General features: G+C 63.8%; 21 protein-coding genes and 6 tRNA genes. 11 read left to right on the top strand and 16 right to left on the bottom strand.

The window, feature by feature from the left end; translation table 11 throughout:
- The 9 genes from CAG22_RS25445 to CAG22_RS25400 form a co-directional block, all read right to left on the bottom strand.
- Positions 1 to 1,278 carry a Zn-dependent hydrolase gene (locus CAG22_RS25445; protein ID WP_085706417.1) on the bottom strand — a complete coding sequence of 426 codons (1,278 nt, stop codon included), beginning with the start codon at positions 1,276 to 1,278 and terminating at the stop codon, positions 1 to 3.
- 153 nt (positions 1,279 to 1,431) lie between these two features.
- A complete protein-coding gene (locus CAG22_RS25440; RefSeq protein WP_047934069.1) occupies positions 1,432 to 2,127 on the bottom strand; it encodes an ABC transporter ATP-binding protein in 696 nt (231 codons plus the stop codon).
- Positions 2,127 to 2,879, bottom strand: a complete 753-nt coding sequence (locus tag CAG22_RS25435) for an ABC transporter ATP-binding protein (RefSeq protein ID WP_085706416.1) — start codon at positions 2,877 to 2,879, stop codon at positions 2,127 to 2,129. Before CAG22_RS25435 ends, CAG22_RS25440 begins: the two co-directional genes overlap by 1 nt.
- Complete coding sequence (locus tag CAG22_RS25430) at positions 2,879 to 3,898, bottom strand: branched-chain amino acid ABC transporter permease (RefSeq protein WP_039614951.1); 1,020 nt, start codon at positions 3,896 to 3,898, stop codon at positions 2,879 to 2,881. The genes CAG22_RS25435 and CAG22_RS25430 overlap by 1 nt, the downstream gene beginning before the upstream one ends.
- Position 3,899: 1 nt before the next feature.
- Positions 3,900 to 4,760, bottom strand: a complete 861-nt coding sequence (locus CAG22_RS25425) for a branched-chain amino acid ABC transporter permease (RefSeq protein WP_039614952.1) — start codon at positions 4,758 to 4,760, stop codon at positions 3,900 to 3,902.
- A gap of 65 nt (positions 4,761 to 4,825) precedes the next feature.
- Positions 4,826 to 6,028, bottom strand: coding sequence for an ABC transporter substrate-binding protein (locus tag CAG22_RS25420; protein WP_085706415.1), 1,203 nt, complete (start codon positions 6,026 to 6,028; stop codon positions 4,826 to 4,828).
- Between the two features lie 90 nt (positions 6,029 to 6,118).
- Positions 6,119 to 6,883 carry a FadR/GntR family transcriptional regulator gene (locus CAG22_RS25415; RefSeq protein ID WP_047934916.1) on the bottom strand — a complete coding sequence of 255 codons (765 nt, stop codon included), beginning with the start codon at positions 6,881 to 6,883 and terminating at the stop codon, positions 6,119 to 6,121.
- 242 nt (positions 6,884 to 7,125) lie between these two features.
- Complete coding sequence (locus CAG22_RS25405) at positions 7,126 to 7,356, bottom strand: PP0621 family protein (RefSeq protein ID WP_046617024.1); 231 nt, start codon at positions 7,354 to 7,356, stop codon at positions 7,126 to 7,128.
- Positions 7,357 to 7,450: 94 nt separating this feature from the next.
- Entirely contained in the window at positions 7,451 to 8,470 is a 1,020-nt protein-coding gene (locus CAG22_RS25400; RefSeq protein ID WP_025337604.1) for an outer membrane protein assembly factor BamD, read from the bottom strand.
- Between the two features lie 147 nt (positions 8,471 to 8,617).
- Between CAG22_RS25400 and rluD the strand changes: the two genes are divergently transcribed.
- The 8 genes from rluD to CAG22_RS25355 all read left to right on the top strand — a co-directional run bounded on the left by rluD (position 8,618) and on the right by CAG22_RS25355 (position 13,972).
- Positions 8,618 to 9,580 (top strand): 23S rRNA pseudouridine(1911/1915/1917) synthase RluD, encoded by a 963-nt coding sequence (rluD, locus tag CAG22_RS25395; protein ID WP_025337605.1) that lies wholly within the window; start codon positions 8,618 to 8,620, stop codon positions 9,578 to 9,580.
- Positions 9,577 to 10,317 (top strand): peptidoglycan editing factor PgeF, encoded by a 741-nt coding sequence (gene pgeF, locus CAG22_RS25390; RefSeq protein WP_085706413.1) that lies wholly within the window; start codon positions 9,577 to 9,579, stop codon positions 10,315 to 10,317. The genes rluD and pgeF overlap by 4 nt, the downstream gene beginning before the upstream one ends.
- Positions 10,318 to 10,567: 250 nt before the next feature.
- Positions 10,568 to 13,132 (top strand): ATP-dependent chaperone ClpB, encoded by a 2,565-nt coding sequence (gene clpB / locus CAG22_RS25380; RefSeq protein ID WP_025337607.1) that lies wholly within the window; start codon positions 10,568 to 10,570, stop codon positions 13,130 to 13,132.
- A 396-nt stretch (positions 13,133 to 13,528) separates the two neighbouring features.
- Positions 13,529 to 13,604, top strand: a tRNA-Asn gene (locus CAG22_RS25375).
- A gap of 4 nt (positions 13,605 to 13,608) precedes the next feature.
- A tRNA-Pro gene (locus CAG22_RS25370) sits at positions 13,609 to 13,685 on the top strand.
- Between the two features lie 6 nt (positions 13,686 to 13,691).
- Positions 13,692 to 13,767 (top strand) — tRNA-Lys (locus CAG22_RS25365).
- 47 nt (positions 13,768 to 13,814) lie between these two features.
- Positions 13,815 to 13,891, top strand: a tRNA-Pro gene (locus tag CAG22_RS25360).
- Between the two features lie 5 nt (positions 13,892 to 13,896).
- A tRNA-Lys gene (locus CAG22_RS25355) sits at positions 13,897 to 13,972 on the top strand.
- Positions 13,973 to 14,201: 229 nt separating this feature from the next.
- On the opposite strand, the gene CAG22_RS25350 is transcribed toward CAG22_RS25355, so the two are convergent.
- The 3 genes from CAG22_RS25350 to CAG22_RS25340 all read right to left on the bottom strand — a co-directional run bounded on the left by CAG22_RS25350 (position 14,202) and on the right by CAG22_RS25340 (position 16,518).
- The gene (locus tag CAG22_RS25350) at positions 14,202 to 15,497 is read right to left on the bottom strand and encodes an NAD(P)/FAD-dependent oxidoreductase (protein WP_025337608.1); all 1,296 of its coding nucleotides are present in this window, start codon (positions 15,495 to 15,497) and stop codon (positions 14,202 to 14,204) included.
- An 84-nt stretch (positions 15,498 to 15,581) separates the two neighbouring features.
- Positions 15,582 to 15,755 (bottom strand): DUF3094 family protein, encoded by a 174-nt coding sequence (locus CAG22_RS25345; protein WP_013970765.1) that lies wholly within the window; start codon positions 15,753 to 15,755, stop codon positions 15,582 to 15,584.
- A 133-nt stretch (positions 15,756 to 15,888) separates the two neighbouring features.
- Entirely contained in the window at positions 15,889 to 16,518 is a 630-nt protein-coding gene (locus tag CAG22_RS25340; RefSeq protein ID WP_013970766.1) for a DUF1780 domain-containing protein, read from the bottom strand.
- 133 nt (positions 16,519 to 16,651) lie between these two features.
- Here CAG22_RS25340 and CAG22_RS25335 point away from each other — a divergent pair, with 133 nt between their 5' ends.
- Positions 16,652 to 17,359 carry an energy-coupling factor ABC transporter permease gene (locus tag CAG22_RS25335; protein WP_085618693.1) on the top strand — a complete coding sequence of 236 codons (708 nt, stop codon included), beginning with the start codon at positions 16,652 to 16,654 and terminating at the stop codon, positions 17,357 to 17,359.
- Between the two features lie 135 nt (positions 17,360 to 17,494).
- Here the strand turns inward: CAG22_RS25335 and yacG are convergent, their stop codons facing one another.
- The 4 genes from yacG to CAG22_RS25315 are packed head-to-tail and all read right to left on the bottom strand — an operon-like array spanning position 17,495 to position 20,392.
- Positions 17,495 to 17,695 (bottom strand): DNA gyrase inhibitor YacG, encoded by a 201-nt coding sequence (yacG, locus tag CAG22_RS25330; RefSeq protein ID WP_003260624.1) that lies wholly within the window; start codon positions 17,693 to 17,695, stop codon positions 17,495 to 17,497.
- Complete coding sequence (coaE, locus tag CAG22_RS25325) at positions 17,692 to 18,315, bottom strand: dephospho-CoA kinase (RefSeq protein ID WP_085706411.1); 624 nt, start codon at positions 18,313 to 18,315, stop codon at positions 17,692 to 17,694. The genes yacG and coaE overlap by 4 nt, the downstream gene beginning before the upstream one ends.
- On the bottom strand, positions 18,315 to 19,181 hold the full coding sequence (locus tag CAG22_RS25320; RefSeq protein WP_085706410.1) for an A24 family peptidase: 867 nt from the start codon (positions 19,179 to 19,181) through the stop codon (positions 18,315 to 18,317). The genes coaE and CAG22_RS25320 overlap by 1 nt, the downstream gene beginning before the upstream one ends.
- A 2-nt stretch (positions 19,182 to 19,183) precedes the next feature.
- The gene (locus CAG22_RS25315; protein WP_085706409.1) at positions 19,184 to 20,392 is read right to left on the bottom strand and encodes a type II secretion system F family protein; all 1,209 of its coding nucleotides are present in this window, start codon (positions 20,390 to 20,392) and stop codon (positions 19,184 to 19,186) included.
- Positions 20,393 to 20,608: 216 nt separating this feature from the next.
- Here CAG22_RS25315 and CAG22_RS25310 point away from each other — a divergent pair, with 216 nt between their 5' ends.
- Positions 20,609 to 21,019: a pilin gene (locus CAG22_RS25310; RefSeq protein WP_085706408.1), complete on the top strand. Its 411-nt coding sequence runs from the start codon at positions 20,609 to 20,611 to the stop codon at positions 21,017 to 21,019.
- 71 nt (positions 21,020 to 21,090) lie between these two features.
- Positions 21,091 to 21,166, top strand: a tRNA-Thr gene (locus CAG22_RS25305).
- The last annotated feature ends 186 nt before the right edge of the window (positions 21,167 to 21,352 follow it).

Raw genomic sequence — 21,352 nt, 5'->3', positions numbered from 1 at the left:
TCAACGGGCTCCCGGGTTGGCGGCCTGGAACATGGCGCGCAGCAGCACGTCGCAGCCATCGGCCAGGTCCTGTGGCGCGGCATTTTCGATTTCGTTGTGGCTGATGCCGCCCTCGCAAGGCACGAAAATCATCCCGGCTGGGCCCAGTTCGGCGAGGAAGATCGCGTCGTGGCCGGCGCCGCTGACGATATCCATGTGGCTCAGGCCCAGCTCCCGCGCGCCTTGGCGCACGGCGTCAACGCACTGCTCGGCGAAGTACAGCGGCGGGAAGTCGGCGGTTGGCGTCAGCTCGAAACTCAACCCGTGTCTTGCCGTGCTGGTTTCAATGGCCGCGCGTACTTCGCTGACCATGGCGGCGAGGTGCTCGGGGTCGAGGTGGCGCAGGTCGATGGTCATCTGCACCTGGCCGGGGATGACATTGCGCGAGCCCGGGTGCAGGTTCAGGCAGCCGACGGTGCCGCAGGCATGCGGCTGGTGGGCGTGCGCCACGCGGTTGACCGCAGCCACCACCTCGGCGGCACCGACCAGGGCATCCTTGCGCAGGTGCATCGGGGTGGGGCCGGCATGGGCCTCGACGCCGGTCAGTACCAGGTCGAACCATTTCTGCCCCAGGCAGCCCTGGACCACGCCAATGGTGGTGCGCTGGTCTTCCAGCACCGGGCCTTGTTCGATATGTGCTTCGAAGTAGGCGCCGACGGCATGCCCGGTGGGCACGCGCGGGCCGGCGTAACCGATGCGCTGGAGTTCCGCGCCTACCGACAGACCCTGGTCGTCGACCTTGGCCAGGGTCTCCTGCAGGCCGAACTTACCGGCGAACACCCCCGAGCCCATCATGCACGGCGGGAAGCGCGAGCCTTCCTCGTTGGTCCATACCACCACTTCCAGCGGGGCATCGGTGGTCAGGTCCAGGTCGTTCAGGGTGCGCAGCACCTCGAGGCCGGCCATGACCCCGTAGCAGCCGTCGAACTTGCCGCCGGTGGGTTGGGTGTCGATGTGGCTGCCGGTCATCACTGGCGGCAGGGCCGGGTTGCGCCCGGGGCGGCGGGCGAAGATGTTACCGATGGCGTCGATGCTGACCGTGCAGCCGGCGTCTTCGCACCAGCGCACGAACAGGTCGCGGGCCTGGCGGTCGAGGTCGGTCAGGGCCAGGCGGCATACGCCACCCTTGGCGGTGGCGCCGAGCCGGGCCAGGTCCATCAGCGATTGCCAGAGGCGATCGCGGTTGACCAGCGGGCCCTGGCCGAGCAGATGCTGCGATGGATCGATGCGGGTGTTCATGGTTCATCTCTCCTGAAATGACTGGGTTGCTTGTGCCGGCCTCTTCGCGGGCTTGCCCGCTCCCACAGGGATCTCACCTCTCTCAGGCCGGTGGAGTACCTGTGGGAGCGGGCAAGCCCGCGAAGAGGCCAGTACAGGTAAACGAGGCCTGTATCAGGCGCTAAGGGCCAGGTAACGGTTCTTGATGCTCGGATCCTCGCGGAACTGCGCCGCACTGCCCTGGTAGGCGACGCGACCCTGTTCCAGCACGTAGTGGCGGTCAGCGAGGGCGTCGCAGACCATCAGGTTCTGTTCCACCAGCAGGATCGACAGGCCTTCGTCCTTGATCCGCCGCAGAATCCTCACCAGTTCGTCGACGATCACCGGGGCCAGGCCTTCGGTGGGCTCGTCGAGGATCAGCAGCTTGGGGCCGTTGAGCAGGGCGCGGGCGATTGCCAGCATCTGCTGCTCGCCACCGGACAGGGCGAAACCGCCGTTGCGGCGCCGTTCCTTCAGCCGCGGGAACATGCTGTACACGTCTTCCAGCTGCCAGCGGCTGTCCTTGCGAACGGCAATCCTCAGGTTCTCCTCCACGCTGAGCTGGCGAAAGATGCCGCGGTGCTCCGGCACCAGGGCAATGCCGAGCCGGGCGATATCGAAGATTTCGCGGCCGACCAGCTGCTGGCCGTTGAAGCTGATCTGCCCCTGCCGTGGGCGGACGATGCCGAGGATGCTGCGCAGGGTGGTGGTCTTGCCGGCGCCGTTGCGCCCCAGCAGGGTCACCAGTTCGCCAGCCTCGACCTTGAGCGAGACGCCTTCGAGCACATGGCTCTTGTCGTAGTAGGAATGGATCGAATCGACGTTGAGCATCAGGCGGCCTCTCCAAGGTAGGCGGTGCGGACACGCTCGTCGTTGCGCACCTGTTCAGGGGTACCCTCGACCAGGATCTGGCCGTGGCTCATCACCGTGATGCGCTGGCTGATCGACATGACGATGCTCATGTTGTGCTCGATCAGCAGCACGGTGTGGTCGCGGCCGAGGTCGCTGATCAAGTCGGTCATCACCGGGATGTCGTCGATGCCCATGCCGGAAGTGGGTTCGTCGAGCATCAGCAGGGTGGGTTTGGCGCAGATCGACATGCCCACCTCCAGCACCCGTTGCTGGCCGTGCGACAGCTCGCCGGCCAGGGTCTCGGCGCGGGCGGCAAGCTTCAGGCGCTCCAGCACCTGGTCGGCGGTGTCCCAGTGGCTGCGCTTGTGCTCGACGCTGCGCCAGAAGTTCAGCGCACCCAGGCCATCGCGGCCCTGGGCGGCAAGGCGCAGGTTCTCGCGCACCGTCAGGTTCTGGAACAGGCTGGTGAGCTGGAACGAACGGGCCATGCCCAGCGCCACGCGCCCGTGGGACGGCTTGCGGATGATGTCCTGGCCGTTGAACAGGATCTTGCCCGCGGTGGCCTGGCGCTCGCCGGTCAGGCAGTGGAACAGGCTGGTCTTGCCAGCGCCGTTGGGGCCGATGATGGTGTGGATGGAGCCGGCGCGAACCTTGAGGTCGACACCCGCAACCGCCTTGAACGGCCCGTAGGCCAGCTCCAGCTGGCGGGTTTCCAGGAGGTAGTCGCTCATCACAGGGTCTCCTTGGTCTTGGCCTGGGGTTTGTCATTGGCATTGCGGTTAGCCAGCAGGCGCTTGCCCAGTTCTGCCAGGCCGCCCCACAGGCCGCCACGCATGAACACCACCACCAGGATCAGGATCACCCCCAGCAGCATCAGCCAGCGCGGCCACAGCTCCGACAGCACGTCGCCCAGCAGCACGATGGCGCCGGCCCCCAGCAGCGAGCCGAACAGCGAGCCGGTGCCACCCACGATGGTCATGATCAGGATGTTCTCGCTCATCATCAGGTCGATGTTCGACAGCGGCGCAAAGTGCAGCAGCATGGCGTACAGCGCCCCGGCGATACCGGTGATGGCGCCCGACAGCATGAACACCAGGATCTTGAAGTGGCGGGTGTCGTAGCCGATGGCTGCGGCGCGGGTCTCGTTTTCGCGGATGGCCAGCAGGGTGCTGCCGAATGGCGAGCGGATCACCCGCAGCGCGCCGGCAAAGATCAGCAGGAACAGCACCGCGACGAACACATAGAAGTGCCGTGGGTCGGCCAGGTCGACCAGCACATGGCCGGCGATTTCGATGTTGGGCCGGGGCACATCGAGCAGGCCGTTGTCACCGCCGGTCCAGCCGCTGAGGGTGTAGGCCAGGAAGTAGGCCATCTGGCTGAAGGCCAGGGTCAGCATGACGAAGTAGATACCCGTGCGGCGGATCGCCAGGGCGCCTACCAGCAGCGCCAGGAAGGCACCGAACACTGCTGCGCCCAGCAGCGCGGCGAACATGCCCCACTGCAGGTGGATCATCAGCAGCGCCGCGCCATAGGCGCCTACGCCAAAGAAGATGCCCTGGCCGAACGACAGCAGGCCGGTGTAGCCGAGCAGCAGGTTGCAGGCCAGCGCCGCCAGGGCAAAGATCAGGATCTCGGTGGCCAGGGTGGCCGATGGCAGTAGCAGCGGCAGCGCCACCAGGCTGGCGACCACCAGCAACAGCAGGGCCGGGGCGCGGCCTTTGGCGACTGGCAATGGGTTTTTCTCGCTCATCTCAGGCTCTCCCGAACAGGCCATAGGGACGGACCAGGATCACTGCGGCCATGGCGCCGTAGATCATCAGGCTGGCGCCTTGCGGCCAGAGGCTGGTCATCATGCTTTGCACCACACCCACCAGCAGGCCGCCGACCAGGGCGCCGCCGAACGAGCCCATGCCGCCGATCACCACCACCACGAAGGCGATGCCAAGGATTTCCGGGCCGACGAAGGGCTGGGCCCCACGCAGCGGTGCGAACAGCACGCCCGCCACGCCGGCCAGGCCCACGCCCAGGGCGAAGGTCAGGGAGAACAGGCGGAAGATGTTGGTGCCCAGCAGCGACACGGTTTCGGTGCTTTCGCTGCCGGCCCGTACCAGGGCGCCGAAGCGGGTGCGCTCCAGCAGCAGCCACAGGCCAAGGCCGATCAGCGCGGCGAAACCGATCAGGAACAGCCGGTAGTAGGGGTAGATGAAGTCACCGACGATCAGCACACCGCGCAATTCCGGCGGCACGGCGATGTTCTTGCCCACCGGGCCCCAGATCAGTACCGAGGCTTCCTGGATGATCAGCGCGATACCGAGGGTGACGAGGATCTGGAAGGTGTGCGGCAGGTGGTAGATGCGTTTGATCAGCAGACGCTCGACCGCCCAGGCCAGCGCCGCCACCACCAGCGGTGCGATCAGCAGGGCCAGCCAGAAGTTGCCGGTAATGGCCACGGCGGTGTAGCACAGGTAGGCGCCCAGCAAGAAGAACGCGCCGTGGGCGAAGTTGACGAAGTTGAGCAGGCCGAAAATGATCGTCAGGCCCACGGCGATGAGGAAGTAGATCATCCCCAGGCCCAGGCCGTTGAGCAGTTGGAACAGGTACAAATCGAGCATGAGCGTGCCCTCGACAGCGCGCGATGCGGCTGCCTGTACGAGTGTTTGTGACTGACGCCGCGGCCTCAGGCCAGGGCGCAACCGGTGTGGTCGACTTCGACGAACGAGCGGCCCGAGCTGATGACTTCGGCCAGGTCGTCCTCATCGCGCATCTGCCCCTGGGGCTTGCCGCGCAGCAGGTAGTAATCCTTGAGCACCTGGTGGTCGCCCGGGCGGATCAGTTCTTCGCCGGTCGGGCCCTGGAAGCGCATGCCCTGCAATGCCGCGGACACGGCGGCGCCATCCAGGCTGCCGGCCTTGATGATGGCTTCGAGCATGACCTTGGTGCCGATGTAGTCGGCCGCCAGCGGGTAGTTGGGGTTGATGCCATAAGCCTTGCGGGTGGCAGCGACCAGCTGCTGGTTCAGTGGGGTATCGACCTGGTGCCAGTACTGCGCGCCCAGGTACACGCCTTCGAGCACGTCGCTGCCCAGCTCCTGGAACTGATCGAGGCCGGCGGACCACACAATCAGCACTTTCATGCGCTCCTTGATGCCGAAGTTCACTGCCTGGCGCAGGGCGTTGGACGCCTGGCTGCCGAAGTTGAGCAGCACCAGCACGTCGGGCTTGGCGGCGATGGCGTTGGTCAGGTAGCCGGAAAACTCCTGCTCCTGCAGCGAGTGGTAGCTGTTGCCGATGTGTTCCACACCGAGCTCGGCGAACACCTTGCGGGCGTTGTCCAGCAGGGCATCGCCGAACACGTATTGCGGGGTGATGGTGTACCAGCGCTTGGCCTGTGGCAGCTGGCGGATCATCGGCACCAGCGTTTCGCGGATGGCGCCGTAGGTGGGCACCGACCAGCGGAAGGTCGAGGCATTGCAGTCCTTGCCGGTGATTTCGTCAGCGCCGACCGGGGTCATGAACACGCCGCCGGCCTTGTGGATTTCCTTCGACACCGCCAGTGCCGAGGACGACAGGGTGCAGCCCTGGAAGAAGCGGGCGCCATCCTGGCCGATGGCTTCCTGCACCTTGCGCACCGCCTTGCCGGCGTTGCCTTCGGTGTCGATGACCTTGTACTTGAGCGCGTGGCCGAGCAGTTGCGGGTATTCGGCGATGGCCAGGCGTGAGCCCATGTCGGCGTACTTGCCGTAGCTGGCGAAGGCGCCAGACATGGACTTGAGCCCATAGAAGGTCAATGGTTGGTCGGCGAATGCCCGGTGCGCCCCCAGGGGGAGGCTACCTAAGGCACCCAGGGCAAGGCCTGCCTTGAGCAGGGTACGTCTTTGCATGAGTAACTCCTTGGTTGTGGTTATTAGGCAGGAGTGGCAATGACAAAGCGGGTACGGCCGGGCCTGTGTGCAGGCCTCTTTCCAGGCGGATCAGTGGTGGTGTTCGAACTCCAGCAGGAAGTTGCGGGCAACCTCGCCTTCCAGCGCGGTCATGTGGTGTTCGGCGTCGCACATGTGTTCGTGCATCAGCCGGCGTACGGCGGGCTCGTCGCTGGCGCGCAGGGCGGTCAGCAATTGCTTGTGGTAGGCGATGTTGGCAGCGGCGAACTGCTGGCGCTTGGGCAGGTAGGCCTTTTTCAGCACCACCAGGTCGCGCAGCAGGTCGTTGAGGAACACCGCCATGAAACGCAGCAACGGGTTGGGGCAGCGGTCGGCCAGCAGGGTGTGGAATTCCAGCTCCGCCAGGCGCTGTTCGCGCTGGCCTTCCTCGCTGTCTTCCGGTGCGCTGCAGAAGTCGATGTTGGCCTGCAGCGCGGCGTAGTCGGCTTCGCTCAGCTTGCCCATTACCGATACCGCCAGCTCCACCTCGATGACCTTGCGCAGCTGGTACACCTGTTCGCCGTCCAGGTGCTGGAAGTGCAGGTAGTTGCGCAGTGCGCGGCTGGCAGGTTCGGTGCCCACTTCATTGAGGTAGGCGCCACCGCTCGGGCCGGTGCGGGTGCTGACCAGGCCCTCGACCTCCAGGGCCTTGAGCGCTTCGCGGGCGGTACCCTTGGAGCACTCGAAATGCTCCATCAGCTCACGCTCGGTGGGCAGGCGGTCGCCGGGGTGCAGCGCTTCGGTGACAATCGAGCGCTTGACCGATTCGACGATCACATCGGACAGCTTCTGGCGCTTGCGTTTGGGTTTGAGCATTTCGCTATTTTTCATATTTATGCGGATAAATAGGATTTAGCGAGTTTTGCCGGGGTGGGTCAATGCTGGCGGCGGGGGAGGGGTCGCAAATGGTGCGAAAGGGTCGGGGAGGGATAAGTGATGTTGGATTCACTGGCTTCTTCGCGGGCACGCCCGCTCCCACAGGTACTGCAAAAGGCTCAAGGCCTGCAGGGTTCCTGTGGGAGCGGGCGTGCTCGCGAAGGGGTTCAGGTGATTCAGGTTCAGTTCTGGCGCCCTGGGCCCTGTTGCAGGTGCGCCTGGCTGCAATACCACTCGTTGCCCTGCTGCAGCGCCCGGTCATTGGGTAGGTGCACGCCGCAATGGGCGCAGCGCACCATCTTCAGCGGCGCATCCAGCTTGGCCTCGGGGTGCGACTGTTGGCTGGCTTTGAACTTGCGCCACAGCCAGAACGCTGCGGCGATCAGGGCGATCCAGAAAAGTAGGCGAACCATGGTGTCCAGCTTGTCGGTTGAAGAAGCCGACAGTCTAGGACGCGGCCAATAAAAAAGGGAGGCCCAAGGCCTCCCTTTCATGTACCGCTGCGTATCAGTCGAACAGACCAAAGGTCATGTAGCTGAACCAGGAGCGGTCTTTCTCGGCTTCCTTCGGCCCTTCCGGCACGATAGGGTCACCGTTTTCGTCAGTCGGCAGCAGCTCACGCGGCATCTCGTCACGCGCGTCCTGGAACTGCTTGACCACGTCCTGGTTGGCGCGGGTTTCACCCGGCGGCAGCGGGGTTTCGGTTTCGATCAGGCCCAGGGTCGCCTTGGACAGCCAGCCGCGGCCGTCAGACTCGGTCTGCTTTGGCTGGAACTCGCCATCTGCCAGGCTCGGGTGGTCCGGGTAGTTGAGCTTGAGGGTTTCCAGGCTGGTGGCGGCCAGTTCGTCCAGGTGCATCTTCTGGTACGCCTCGACCATCACCGCCAGGCCGTCGCCGACCGATGGGGTTTCCTGGAAGTTCTCCACCACGTAGCGGCCACGGTTGGCGGCGGCTACATAGGCCTGGCGGCTCAGGTAGTAGTCGGCCACGTGGATTTCGTACGAGGCCAGCAGGTTGCGCAGGTAGATCATGCGCTGCTTGGCGTCGGGCGCGTAGCGGCTGTTGGGGAAGCGGCTGGTCAGCTGGGCGAACTCGTTGTACGAGTCGCGGGCAGCACCCGGGTCACGCTTGGTCATGTCCAGCGGCAGGAAGCGCGCCACCAGGCCACGGTCCTGGTCGAACGAGGTCAGGCCCTTGAGGTAGTAGGCATAGTCGACGTTCGGGTGCTGCGGGTGCAGGCGGATGAAGCGCTCGGCAGCCGACTTGGCAGCCTCTGGCTCGGAGTTCTTGTAGTTGGCGTAGATCAGCTCGAGCTGCGCCTGGTCGGCATAGCGGCCGAACGGGTAGCGCGACTCCAGGGCCTTGAGCTTGTTCACGGCGCTGGTGTAGCTGGAGTTGTCCAGGTCAGCTTGCGCCTGCTGATACAGCTCGGCCTCGCTGAGGTTCTCGTCAATCACTTCTTTATTGGAGGAACAGGCCGCGGTGAGCCCGAGGATGGCGATCAGCAGCAGGTGTTTCACTTGCATGGCGGCTTGCGTCCCTTTGACGGCCGCTGTCTTGGGCGGTGCCGTCCTGTTATGATGAGCGCCCCGGCCAACCCCGGGACAAAAGAAGTCGTATTTAACCACAAGCTCGCAGCCGAAACCAAAGGCTGTGCGCCCGCCGAATCGAGCATGTCCGAGATCATTCAACTTAGCGCAGAGGTCCCGTCCGAACTGGGCGGTCAACGCCTCGACCAGGTCGCCGCCCAATTGTTCGCCGAGTACTCGCGTTCCCGGCTGACTTCGTGGATCAAAGAAGGCCGCCTGACGGTCGATGGTGCCGTGGTGCGCCCTCGAGACCTCGTCTATGGTGGCTCGCAACTTGTCCTGGAGGCCGAGCAAGAGGCCCAGGGCGAGTGGGTCGCCGAAGATATCGAGCTGGATATCGTCTACGAAGACGACCATATCATGGTGATCAACAAGCCTGCCGGGCTGGTTGTGCACCCGGCCGCCGGGCATGCCAGCGGGACTTTGCTCAATGCACTGCTGCACCACGTGCCTGACATCGTCAACGTACCGCGCGCCGGTATCGTCCACCGCCTGGACAAGGACACCACCGGCCTGATGGTGGTGGCCAAGACCTTGCAGGCGCAGACTCGGCTGGTCGAGCAGATGCAGGCGCGCAAGGTCAGCCGCATCTACGAGTGCATCGTGATTGGCGTGGTCACTGCCGGCGGCAAGATCGATGCCCCGATCGGCCGCCACGGCGGCATGCGCCAGCGCATGGCGGTCACCGACGGCGGCAAGCCGGCGGTCAGCCACTACCGTGTGCTCAAGCGCTTCCGCTCGCACACCCACGTGCGGGTCAAGCTGGAAACCGGCCGTACCCACCAGATTCGCGTGCACATGGCTCACGTTGGCTTCCCGTTGGTCGGCGACCAGACCTACGGCGGGCGCTTCCGCATTCCGCCGGCAGCCAGCCCGACCATGGTCGAGGCGGTGAAAACCTTCCCGCGCCAGGCACTGCATGCGCGCTTCCTGGCATTGGCCCACCCGATTACCGGTGAAGTCATGAAGTGGGAATCGCCGCTGCCGGATGACTTCGTCTGGTTGCTGTCGCTGCTGAACCAGGACCGCGAGAGCTTTGTCGGATGAGTGGCCTGACGCAGTCGCTGCTGTTCCCCGACTGGCCAGCCCCGGCCTCGGTGCGCGCCTGTGTCACCACCCGCCAGGGCGGCGTCAGCCTGCCGCCCTATGAAACCTTCAACCTTGGCGACCATGTAGGGGACGACCCTGCCGCGGTGGCCGAGAACCGTCGTCGCCTGAGCGACGAATTCGCCATCCAGCCGGCCTGGCTCAAGCAGGTGCATGGGCTGGTGGTGGCGGATGCCGACCCGGCCGTGGTGGCCGAGGCCGACGCCAGCTGGACCGACCAGCCTGGCATTGCCTGCACCGTGATGACTGCCGATTGCCTGCCTGTGCTGTTCTGCGACCGGGCCGGTACCCGCGTGGCCGCGGCGCATGCTGGCTGGCGCGGGCTTGCCGGTGGTGTGCTGGAGGCCACCTTGGATCGCCTGGCACTGCCGCCCGAAGAGGTGCTGGTGTGGTTGGGGCCGGCGATTGGCCCGCAGGCGTTCGAAGTGGGGCTGGAGGTGCGTGATGCCTTTACGGCGGTGCACCCGGAAGCGGCCAGGGCCTTTGTCGATGGTGCCCGGCCGGGCAAGTTGATGGCCGACATCTATGAGCTGGCGCGTATTCGATTGGCGGCGCGTGGGGTGACTGCTGTTCATGGCGGTGGCTTGTGCACGGTCAGCGATGAGCGGTTCTTCTCCTATCGCCGTACCCCGCAGGGTGGGCGCTTTGCTTCCCTGGTGTGGCTGGAACCTCGCTAGCCTGCGCCGGCCTCTTCGCGGGCACACCCGCTCCCACAGGTACACCACAGGTTTAAATGGTTGCGGATTCCCTGTGGGAGCGGGCATGCCCGCGAATGGCCCAGCACTTATCCAACAGGTTGACCCCGGTCAACCCCGCTACGCTTGAATCTTCCAGAATCAGCCTTATCTATAAGGTCATCTCAGGCAGGTTTCTTCATAAACAGGCGCTGTCCATCGCTCCGACCTGCCCTTTAAAGGAAGGTACCCCATGCGAATAGACCGTTTGACCAGCAAGCTGCAGCTTGCAATATCCGATGCCCAATCCCTGGCCGTTGGCATGGACCACCCAGCCATCGAGCCCGTGCACCTGTTGCAGGCACTGCTCGAGCAGCAGGGCGGTTCGATCAAGCCGCTGCTGATGCAGGTAGGCTTCGACATCAACAGCCTGCGCCAGGCGCTGGTGAAAGAACTCGACCAGCTGCCGAAAATCCAGAACCCCACCGGCGACGTGAACATGTCGCAGGACCTGGCGCGCCTGCTCAACCAGGCCGACCGCCTGGCCCAGCAGAAGGGTGACCAGTTCATTTCCAGCGAGCTGGTGCTGCTGGCCGCCATGGACGAGAACAGCAAGCTCGGCAAGCTGTTGTTGAGCCAGGGCGTGACCAAGAAGGCCCTGGAAAATGCCATCAACAACCTGCGCGGCGGCGCGGCCGTCAACGACGCCAACGCCGAGGAATCGCGCCAGGCGCTGGACAAGTACACCGTCGACCTGACCAAGCGTGCCGAAGAAGGCAAGCTGGACCCGGTGATCGGCCGTGACGACGAAATCCGCCGTACCGTGCAGGTGCTGCAACGCCGTACCAAGAACAACCCGGTGCTGATCGGTGAGCCTGGCGTAGGCAAGACCGCCATCGCCGAAGGCCTGGCCCAGCGCATCATCAATGGTGAAGTGCCCGACGGCCTCAAGGGCAAGCGCCTGCTGGCGCTGGACATGGGCGCGCTGATTGCCGGTGCCAAGTACCGCGGCGAGTTCGAAGAGCGCCTCAAAGGCCTGCTGAACGAGCTGTCCAAGCAGGAAGGCCAGATCATCCTGTTCATCGACGAACTGCATACCATGGTCGGCGCCGGCAAAGGCGAGGGCGCCATGGATGCCGGCAACATGCTCAAGCCGGCCCTGGCCCGTGGCGAGCTGCACTGCGTTGGCGCCACCACGCTGAACGAGTACCGCCAGTTCATCGAGAAGGACGCGGCCCTGGAGCGCCGCTTCCAGAAGGTGCTGGTCGAGGAGCCGAGCGAGGAAGACACCATCGCCATCCTGCGTGGCCTGAAGGAGCGCTATGAAGTGCACCACAAGGTGGCCATCACCGACGGCGCCATCATTGCTGCGGCCAAGCTCAGCCACCGCTACATCACCGACCGCCAGCTGCCGGACAAGGCCATCGACCTGATCGACGAAGCGGCCAGCCGCATCCGCATGGAGATCGACTCCAAGCCGGAAGTGCTCGACCGCCTCGACCGTCGCCTGATCCAGCTGAAGGTGGAATCGCAGGCGCTGAAGAAGGAAGAAGACGAAGCGGCGAAAAAACGCCTGGAGAAGCTGACCGAGGAAATCGACCGGTTGGAGCGTGAATACGCCGACCTGGAAGAAATCTGGGCTTCCGAGAAGGCTGAAGTGCAGGGCTCGGCGCAGATCCAGCAAAAGATCGAGCAGGCCCGCCAGGAGCTGGAGACCGCCCGTCGCAAAGGCGACCTGAGCCGCATGGCCGAGCTGCAGTACGGGGTGATCCCGGACCTGGAGCGCAGCCTGCAGATGGTCGACCAGCACGGCAAGACCGAGAACCAGTTGCTGCGCAACAAGGTCACCGAGGAAGAAATTGCCGAAGTGGTGTCGAAGTGGACCGGTATCCCGGTGGCCAAGATGCTCGAAGGCGAGCGTGAAAAGCTGCTGAAGATGGAAGAGCTGCTGCACCAGCGCGTGATCGGCCAGGGCGAGGCGGTAACCGCGGTGGCCAACGCCGTGCGCCGTTCGCGTGCCGGGCTGTCCGACCCGAACCGGCCGAGTGGCTCGTTCCTGTTCCTCGGCCCGACCGGGGTGGGCAAGACCGAGCTGTGCAAGGCGCTGGCCGAGTTCCTGTTCGACACCGAAGAGGCGATGGTGCGCATCGACATGTCCGAGTTCATGGAGAAGCATTCCGTGGCTCGCCTGATCGGTGCCCCACCAGGCTATGTAGGGTATGAAGAGGGCGGTTACCTGACCGAGGCGGTACGGCGCAAGCCATACTCGGTGGTGCTGCTGGACGAGGTGGAGAAGGCCCACCCGGATGTGTTCAACGTGCTGCTGCAGGTGCTGGAAGACGGCCGCCTGACCGACAGCCACGGGCGCACCGTGGACTTCCGCAACACCGTGATCGTGATGACCTCCAACCTGGGCTCGGCGCAGATCCAGGAACTGGTGGGTGACCGCGAGGCGCAGCGTGCGGCGGTGATGGATGCGGTGGGTTCGCACTTCCGTCCGGAGTTCATCAACCGTATCGACGAAGTGGTGGTGTTCGAGCCACTGGGCCGCGAGCAGATTGCCGGCATTACCGAAATCCAGCTGGGCCGCCTGCGCAGCCGCCTGCTGGAGCGCGAACTGTCGCTGAGCTTGAGCCCGGAGGCGTTGGACAAGCTGATTGCCGTGGGTTACGACCCGGTGTATGGCGCACGGCCGCTGAAGCGGGCCATCCAGCGCTGGATCGAAAACCCGTTGGCGCAGTTGATCCTGGCAGGCAAGTTCATGCCGGGGACGGCGATTACCGCCAAGGTGGAAGGCGACGAAATCGTCTTCGGCTGATCTGTTTCACCATGAGCCCCGCATCTGCGGGGCTTTTTTTGCCTGTGCCGTACCTGTGGGAGCGGGCAGGCCCGCGAAGAGGCCCTCACAGCCCCAGCAAATCCGGGCTTTTCCGGCTTCCCGGATAACTAGCTGAAATTTTTGAAATTTTTGCTTGCATCTAAAAAGGAGTGCCCCTAATATACGCCGCGTTGTCAGGCACTAAGCGAATCACCAGCAACATCGGTGACCGCAAAACAACTTACAAATCAGTAAGTTGAATGAAAAAAAGTGGTTGACAAGCAAAACGAAGGATGTAGAATAGCCGGCCTCAGCAGCGACAACGCGAAAGCGGGTAGCCAAAGAGACCGAAGCTAACACAAGCTTCGAAGCTGTAAAGATGTACCGAAGTTCAGTTCCGCGATAGCTCAGTCGGTAGAGCAAATGACTGTTAATCATTGGGTCCCTGGTTCGAGTCCAGGTCGCGGAGCCAATCTCGGGGTGTAGCGCAGTCCGGTAGCGCGCCTGCTTTGGGAGCAGGATGTCAGGAGTTCGAATCCCCTCACCCCGACCATTTTCCGGGTCGTTAGCTCAGTTGGTAGAGCAGTTGGCTTTTAACCAATTGGTCGTAGGTTCGAATCCTACACGACCCACCATGTAAAAAGGGCATCTCAAGCGAGATGCCCTTTTTCTTTAAGTATCACGGGGTGTAGCGCAGTCCGGTAGCGCGCCTGCTTTGGGAGCAGGATGTCAGGAGTTCGAATCCCCTCACCCCGACCATTTCCGGGTCGTTAGCTCAGTTGGTAGAGCAGTTGGCTTTTAACCAATTGGTCGTAGGTTCGAATCCTACACGACCCACCATGAAAAAAAGGGCATCTCGCATGAGATGCCCTTTTTTTTGCCTCGAATTTATCCAACCAAAAATGCCCCTTCGGTGCATCTCGGCGATCGTCTTGCAAGAGGGCTACCGGCCCTATCGCCGGCAAGCCAGCTCCCACCAGGAGCTCCACAGACCTCGAGTCTTGTGCAGTCCCTGTGGGAGCCGGCTTGCCGGCGATGAGGCCAGTACAGGCAACCGCTATTGCATGTGTCAGTGCAATTTCAGGCGCGGCTCGGTACCCCGGCCAATCTTGCTACCCAGCATCATCAACGCCGTACGGAAGAACCCGTACAACGCCATCTGGTGCATCCGGTACAGCGACACGTAGAACATCCGCGCCAGCCAGCCCTCCAGCTTCACGCTGCCCATCAGGTTACCCATCAGGTTGCCCACCGCCGAGAAGCGCGACAGCGACACCAGCGAACCGTAGTCCTTGTACTCATAGGTCGGCAGCGCCTTGTTCTCCAGCCGCGCCTTCAAGCTCTGCGCCAGCATCGAAGCCTGCTGGTGCGCCGCCTGGGCACGTGGCGGCACGTTGCGGTCGCTACCCGGTTGCGGGCAGGCGGCGCAGTCACCGAAGGCAAAGATATTGTCGTCGCGCGTGGTCTGCAGGGTAGGGCGCACAACCAGCTGGTTGATGCGGTTGGTTTCCAGGCCATCGATGTCCTTGAGGAAACCCGGCGCACGGATACCGGCCGCCCACACCTTCAGGCTGGCCTGGATCACTTCACCGTCCTTGGTTTTCAGGCCATCCTCGGTCACTTCACTGACGGCGGCATTGGTCATCACCTTCACCCCGAGCTTTTCCAGGGTCTTGTGCACCGGCACGCTGATGCGCTCTGGCAGTGCCGGCAACACGCGCGGGCCTGCTTCGATAATGGTGATGTGCATGTCCTTGGGCTGGATGCGGTCCAGGCCATAGGCCGCCAGTTCGTGGGCCGCGTGATGCAGCTCGGCGGCCAGTTCCACACCGGTGGCACCGGCGCCGACGATGGCCACGCTGATCTTCTCGCTCGCCACATCACCGGCATGGGCACGCAGGTAGTGGTTGAGCAACTGCTGGTGGAAACGCTCGGCCTGCTTGCGGGTGTCGAGGAACAGGCAGTGCTGCGCCGCGCCCAGGGTGCCGAAGTCGTTGGTGTTGGAACCCACGGCAATGACCAGGGTGTCGTAGCCCAGGGTGCGCGCAGGCAGCAGCTCGCGGCCCTCTTCGTCGAGGGTGGCGGCCAGTTGAATCTGTTTGCCTTCACGGTCCAGGCCGCTCATGCGCCCCAGCTGGAAGTTGAAGTGGTTCCACTTGGCCTGGGCCACGTAGTTCAGTTCGTCTTCCGAGGAGTTCAGCGAGCCGGCGGCCACTTCGTGCAGCAGGGGCTTCCAGATGTGCGTGAGGTTGGCGTCGACCAGGGTGATCTCGGCCTGCTTGCGCTTGCCCAGGCTTTTACCCAGGCGGGTCGCCAGTTCCAGGCCGCCGGCGCCGCCGCCGACAATCACGATGCGATGAGTCATGGGGATATCTCATAAGGTTTACGGAATTCGTGGCCCCGGGGGCCGGCCGCAAACTGCACGAGGGGAGGGCGAGCGCGAAGCAGCTCATAGCACCAGTCCACTGAGCAGGCGGCTGATGAGACCCAACCCGATGGTCACGGCCACCACCAGCACAAGGAGCAGCCACGGCCGGAAAGGCCTGCGCTCGACTTGGTGCTGGGGGGCTCGCAGATACTCATCGACACGACGCTGATCTTCCGGATTCAGGCGGCTGGTCATGGTGGGGCCTCGTCAGGTAGACGTTTGTGACTGCGTAAACGCTACAGCGTTCACGCAAGCGCTTGAAACAAATGATAATGCTTTCTATATCTGGCGCCGAGTGTACGCCATCGCAAACATTCGCTGCACTGGATCAAAGACTGATGCCCACATCGAACACAATGCTGCGGCCCAGGTTGCCGCGCAGGAAGTCCGGCGCGTCGGGGTGGGCGAACAGCACCCGGGCAAAGGTCGGCCCGACCAGCGACAGCGAGCGCCAGCCCTGGCGCAGGTATTCGGTGGGCGGCGGGAAGTGAGTGTTGAGGTCGAGCACTTCGCGTTTGAGGCTGGCGAAGGCAATGATGTCCAGCTCGTTCAGCTCCAGCCCGCGTTCCCGGTAGTTGTGCGCCTTCTTGCGCAAGGTCGGCGCCAGCCGCCCCAGCAGCTCGGTGGCACTGATGCGCCGCGGGCGCGCCTCGCGGCGTACCAGCTGCGCCAGGGAGAATGCACTGCGCCGGCGCTGCAGTTCTTCGCGCCATTCATCGTTGAGCCGGCGGCCCTCGTCGAGCACGAAAAACACCTCGAAGGCCGCGTCGCGGAACAGCACATCTGGCGGTTCTTGCCCGGCCGGGGTGAAGTCCTCGCTGCGGTAGGGGATGTTCAGCCCCTGCAACAGGCGTTGGCACACCCATCGCTCCCGCTCCCACTTGCGGGCGTTGGAGAGAAAGGCATTGGCTTGTTCCGCCTGGATGGTAAGCAGGCGCAGGTAGTCTGAGTCATCCATGCAGACAAGCTTAGCCGCTAATCGGTGACGATAAGATGCTGTTTGTGCGCAGGAATCAGCCCGGTACCGGCGCACTGTTGCGCTACCCCTGCCAGATGAAATGGAGAATGGGTGTAGACTCGGCTTTATCCACATGGCTGCAAGGGGCATTCGTCAGGTGATCAGCGCGCAGGTGTTGTCCGGCACCACCCTTACGCTTGGCTGGCTGGGATATGTGCCGTTGCTGATCTGGGCGGTCAGCCAGGTGCGCTGGGTTGAGCTGTTCACTGACCGGCGCCGCCAGCATCTGCTGTTTGGCACGGTGTTCTGCCTGTTTGCCTTGTGGTTGGTGCGGCGCGATTTCGATACCGGGGTGTCGTACCACTTCATTGGCATGACGGCGGTCACGCTGTTGCTGGACTGGCCACTGGCGGTGCTGGGCGGGTTCATGGCCCAGCTCGGCTTGCTGGCGCTGGGGCGCCAGGACCTGGCGGCGCTGGGGGTGAATGGCTTGTTGCTGGTTGGCCTGCCGGTGCTGATAGCCGAGGCGTGCGCGATAGGGGTCGAGCGCGCCCAGCCGCGGAACCTGTTTGTGTATATCTTCTGTTCAGGGTTCTTCCCGGCGGCACTGACCGTGCTGGCCTGCCTGTCGGCTGCGTTGGGGCTGTTGTGGCTGGACGGGCGCTTCGCCATGCCGGAGTGGCTCAGCGATTTTGTCGGCTACCTGTGGCTGATGATGTTCCCCGAAGCGTTCATCAACGGCACGGTGATCAGCGCGCTGGTGGTGTTTTGCCCGGAGTGGCTGGAAACCTTCAACCGCACGCGGTATCTGCAGGCGCCGTGGAAGGAGGATGATCGGTGATTTTGTGGCGGCTGTACTGGCCCTTTCGCGGGTAAACCCGCTCCCACAGGTATTGCACCAGCCTTAAGAACCCTGAGGTCCTTGTGGGAGCGGGTTCACCCGCGAAAGGGCCCTGAAGGACACCTTGCTATCGGATCAATGCCGCGGCTCCAAATCCCCCGAGTACAGCTCGTCCTCGGACTCTTCCGCCCCCGGAATCTTGTGCTCCTCCGCCGCCCAGGCGCCCAGGTCGATCAGTTTGCAACGGTCCGAACAGAACGGCCGGAACGGGCTTTTCTCGTTCCATTCCACAGGTGCGCCACAGGTCGGGCAATCGACGGTCAATGGCTGGCTCATGGCTGGCCTCCTCGTAAAGTCAGGTAAAAGTGGTGCAGGCGGTCAATCTGCTGATGCAGCGCGGCCAGGTCGCCGTCATTGACCACCACATCATCGGCATGGCGCAGGCGCTCCTCGCGGGCCATCTGCGCCTTGAGAATGGCCTGCACCTGCTCGGCACTGGTGTTGTCACGCGCCAGGGTACGCGCCACCTGCAGCTCCTGCGGCGCATCGATCACCAGCACCCGCTGGGTCTTCTGGTACTGACCCGACTCGATCAGCAGCGGCGACACATACACCGAATACGGCGACTCCGCCTTGGCCAGGTAGCTGAAAATCTCCTGCCCGATCAACGGGTGCAGCAATTGCTCCAGCCATTTGCGCTGCGCCGGGTCGGCGAAGATCAGCTGGCGCAGGGCTGCACGATCGAGTTGGCCGTCGGCCTGCAACACGCCGGCGCCGAAGCGCTCGACGATGCTGGCCAGGGCCGGGCGGCCCGGCTCGACAACCCAGCGCGCCGCCTGGTCGGCATCGACCAGGTGCACGCCAAGCTCGACGAAACGCTCGGCAGCGGCGCTCTTGCCGCTACCAATGCCGCCAGTCAGGCCGAGAATCCAGGGGGTAAAGGCCGCAGTGGTCATCAGAATCCAAGCAGTTGTGTGTATGAAGCGTATATTTCATCACCCCAGAGCACGGCAATCCACCCCGCAATCGCCAGATAGGGGCCGAACGGGATCGCCGTACCCATGGCATGCCGGCGCAGACGCAGCAGACACAGCCCAGCCAGCGCCCCAACCACCGACGACAGCAGCAGGGTCAACGGCAACACCTGCCAGCCACCCCAGGCCCCGATCAGCGCCATCAGCTTGAAGTCGCCATAGCCCATGCCTTCCTTGCCAGTGACCAGCTTGAACAGCCAATACACCGTCCAAAGGCTGAGGTACCCGGCCACCGCGCCCCACAGCGCGCTGGTCAGCGGGACATAGAGGCCGAAGGCGTTGACGATCAGCCCCAGCCACAGCATCGGCAGCACCAGCGCGTCCGGCAGCAACTGGTGCTCGGCATCGATCAGGCTCAGGGCCAGCAGGCACCAGGTCAGCGGCAGTGCCAGCAAGGCCTCGGGCGAAGCACCAAAGCGCCAGGCCACCACCAGCGACAGCAGCGCGCTGGCTGACTCTACCAACGGGTAGCGCGGGCTGATGCGGGTTTTGCAGGCTGAACAACGCCCGCGCAAGGCCAGGTAGCTGACGACCGGAATGTTCTCCCACGCGCGAATCCGGTGCGCGCAATGCGGGCAGCGCGAAGCAGGTAGCCACAGGTCGAAACGCTCATGCGGCGTGATCGGCAATTCCAGCATTTCCTGCGCCTCACGCTGCCATTGCCGCTCCAGCATGATCGGCAGGCGGTACACCAGCACATTGAGAAAACTGCCCACCAGCAGGCCGAGCACCGTGGCCAGGGTAAGAAAGTACGCCGGCTGCTCAGCCAGCAAAGTCCATAAAGTCATGTTCAGATCAAGCTACCCAACTGGAAGATCGGCAGGTACATCGCCACCACCAGGCCGCCTACCAGCAGGCCCAGGACCAGCACGATGGCCGGCTCCAGCAGGCTGGTCAACTGGTCCAGCGCCTGGCTGACCTGTTCCTCGTAATGACTGGCGGCTTTTTCCAGCATCTGGTCCAGCGTGCCGCTGGATTCCCCGATAGCCGTCAGTTGCACCAGCAGCGGCGGAAACAGCGGCTCAGCGGCCATCGCCTGGTGCAGCCCCTGCCCATTGGCCATGCCCTGGCGCAGCCGCAACACCGCCTGTTCATGCAGGTCGCCACCACTGACCCTGGCCACTGTGCCCAGCGCATCCAGCAACGGCACCCCGGCGGAGTAGGACGTTGCCAGGCTGCGCGCAAAGCGCGCCAGCGCCGCCTGCCCCAGCAGCGTGCCGAACACCGGCAAGCCCAGCACCCGGTGAGATATCCACAGGCGCGCTGGCGCGTGCTGCCGGTAGAGCTGGCGTATGGCAAAACCCAGTACCACGCCCATCACCAGCAACAGCGGCGCAAACCGGCTCAGCCCTGTGGACAAGTCGATCACCCATTGGGTAAATGCCGGCAACGCCACGCCCATGCCAGAGAACATGCTCTCGAATTTCGGAATCACCTCCAGCAACAGGATCGCCGACACCCCCAGCCCTGTCAGCAACAGCAGCAACGGGTAGATCATCGCCTTGCGCACCTTCTTGTGCAGCACCCGACGCTGCTCCAGCATGCCCGCCAGCTGTTCCAGCTGCCGGTCGAGCGTGCCGGACTGCTCACCCACCCGCACCAGGTTGCAGTACAACGCATCGAACCACCCCGGGTGGCGCTGCAACGCATCCGCCAGCCCCAGGCCCGAGGCCACATCCTGTTTCAATCTATCCAGCAATGCCGCCTGCGCCGCATCACAGCCACTGCGCCCCATCACCTCGAACGCCTGCAGCAGCGGCACCCCGGCCTTGAGCAAGGTCGCCAGTTGCCGGCTGAACCCCGCAGGGTCGGCCTTTGCCCGCCGTTTCGGCAAACTGAACGTCAGCCCACCGGCAGGCCGCAAACTGGCTACCTTGATGCCCTGGCGGATAAGCCCGGCACGCACATAAGCCGGGCTGCGCCCAGACGTTTGCCCACTGACCGGCGCGCCGTTGGCGTCGGTGCCGTGCCAGGTGTAGAGGAGTGTGGATTGGGTCATGCGAAGGTCCTTTTTCTGCCCGTGCGACAAGCCTGGAAACAGCTTGCCGCGTCCATGCAAGGGCGCGCGTCCGTGATGCTCACTAGAGTAGTTCAGCGAAGACGACGCCCAAGCGGGCAGGGGTGACAAAAGGTGTCTGTTCAGGCCTACTGCGCCGCTGCCAGCCGGGGTCGAGCCTGACCTCAACGAGTACGCGTATCAAAAAGGAAAACGTTCATGAAAGGGCAACGCGGTATCACCCTGATCGAACTGATGATCGTCGTCGCGATCATCGGCATTCTGGCGACCATCGCCTTACCGATGTACACCAACCACCAGTCACGCTCCAAGGCCGCGGCCGGGTTGCTGGAGATCAGCGCGCTGAAGACGGCGATGGACCTGCGGTTGAATGACGGGACGGATGTGCCGGATGTGGCCGCGCTGGGTGGCCAGCCGGCGACGGCGCACTGTGCGATCACGGCTAGTGGCAAGGCGGCGGATGGCACCGGGAGCATCGTGTGCACCCTGGTGGATGCGCCGGCCACTGTGCTCGGCAAGGCACTGACCCTGACGCGTTCGGCTACTGGGTGGGCGTGTACGACCAACATCGAGGAAGACCTGGCGCCGAAGGGGTGCAAGGCGCCTTGAGGGTGGGGCAATAAACTAGCGGAAACAGGGGTTTGCGTAACGGGTGCGAGCAGTGGTACGTTGCGCTACACGCCGGTGTAGCTCAGTCGGTAGAGCAGCGCACTCGTAACGCGAAGGTCGCAGGTTCGATTCCTGTCTCCGGCACCAGATCTTGTTGGCATGATGCAGGTTTTCCTGGTTTCGGCCCCCTCCAAAAATGCCCGCCTTGTGCGGGCATTTTTGTTTCTGCCAATTGATCGTGTCCCGGGAAGTGGTGTAACTGAACCAGCCGAAGGCGCCCTGCGGGCGAAAGAGGATGGTCATCGTGGTTCTTGGCTAACGTTGAGTTTGCGA

It is taken from the genome of Pseudomonas sp. B8(2017), assembly GCF_002113575.1.
GTDB lineage: Bacteria > Pseudomonadota > Gammaproteobacteria > Pseudomonadales > Pseudomonadaceae > Aquipseudomonas > Aquipseudomonas putida_Z.
Note: the sequence above shows the minus strand (reverse complement) of the source record. Positions and strands in the feature narration are given on the sequence as shown.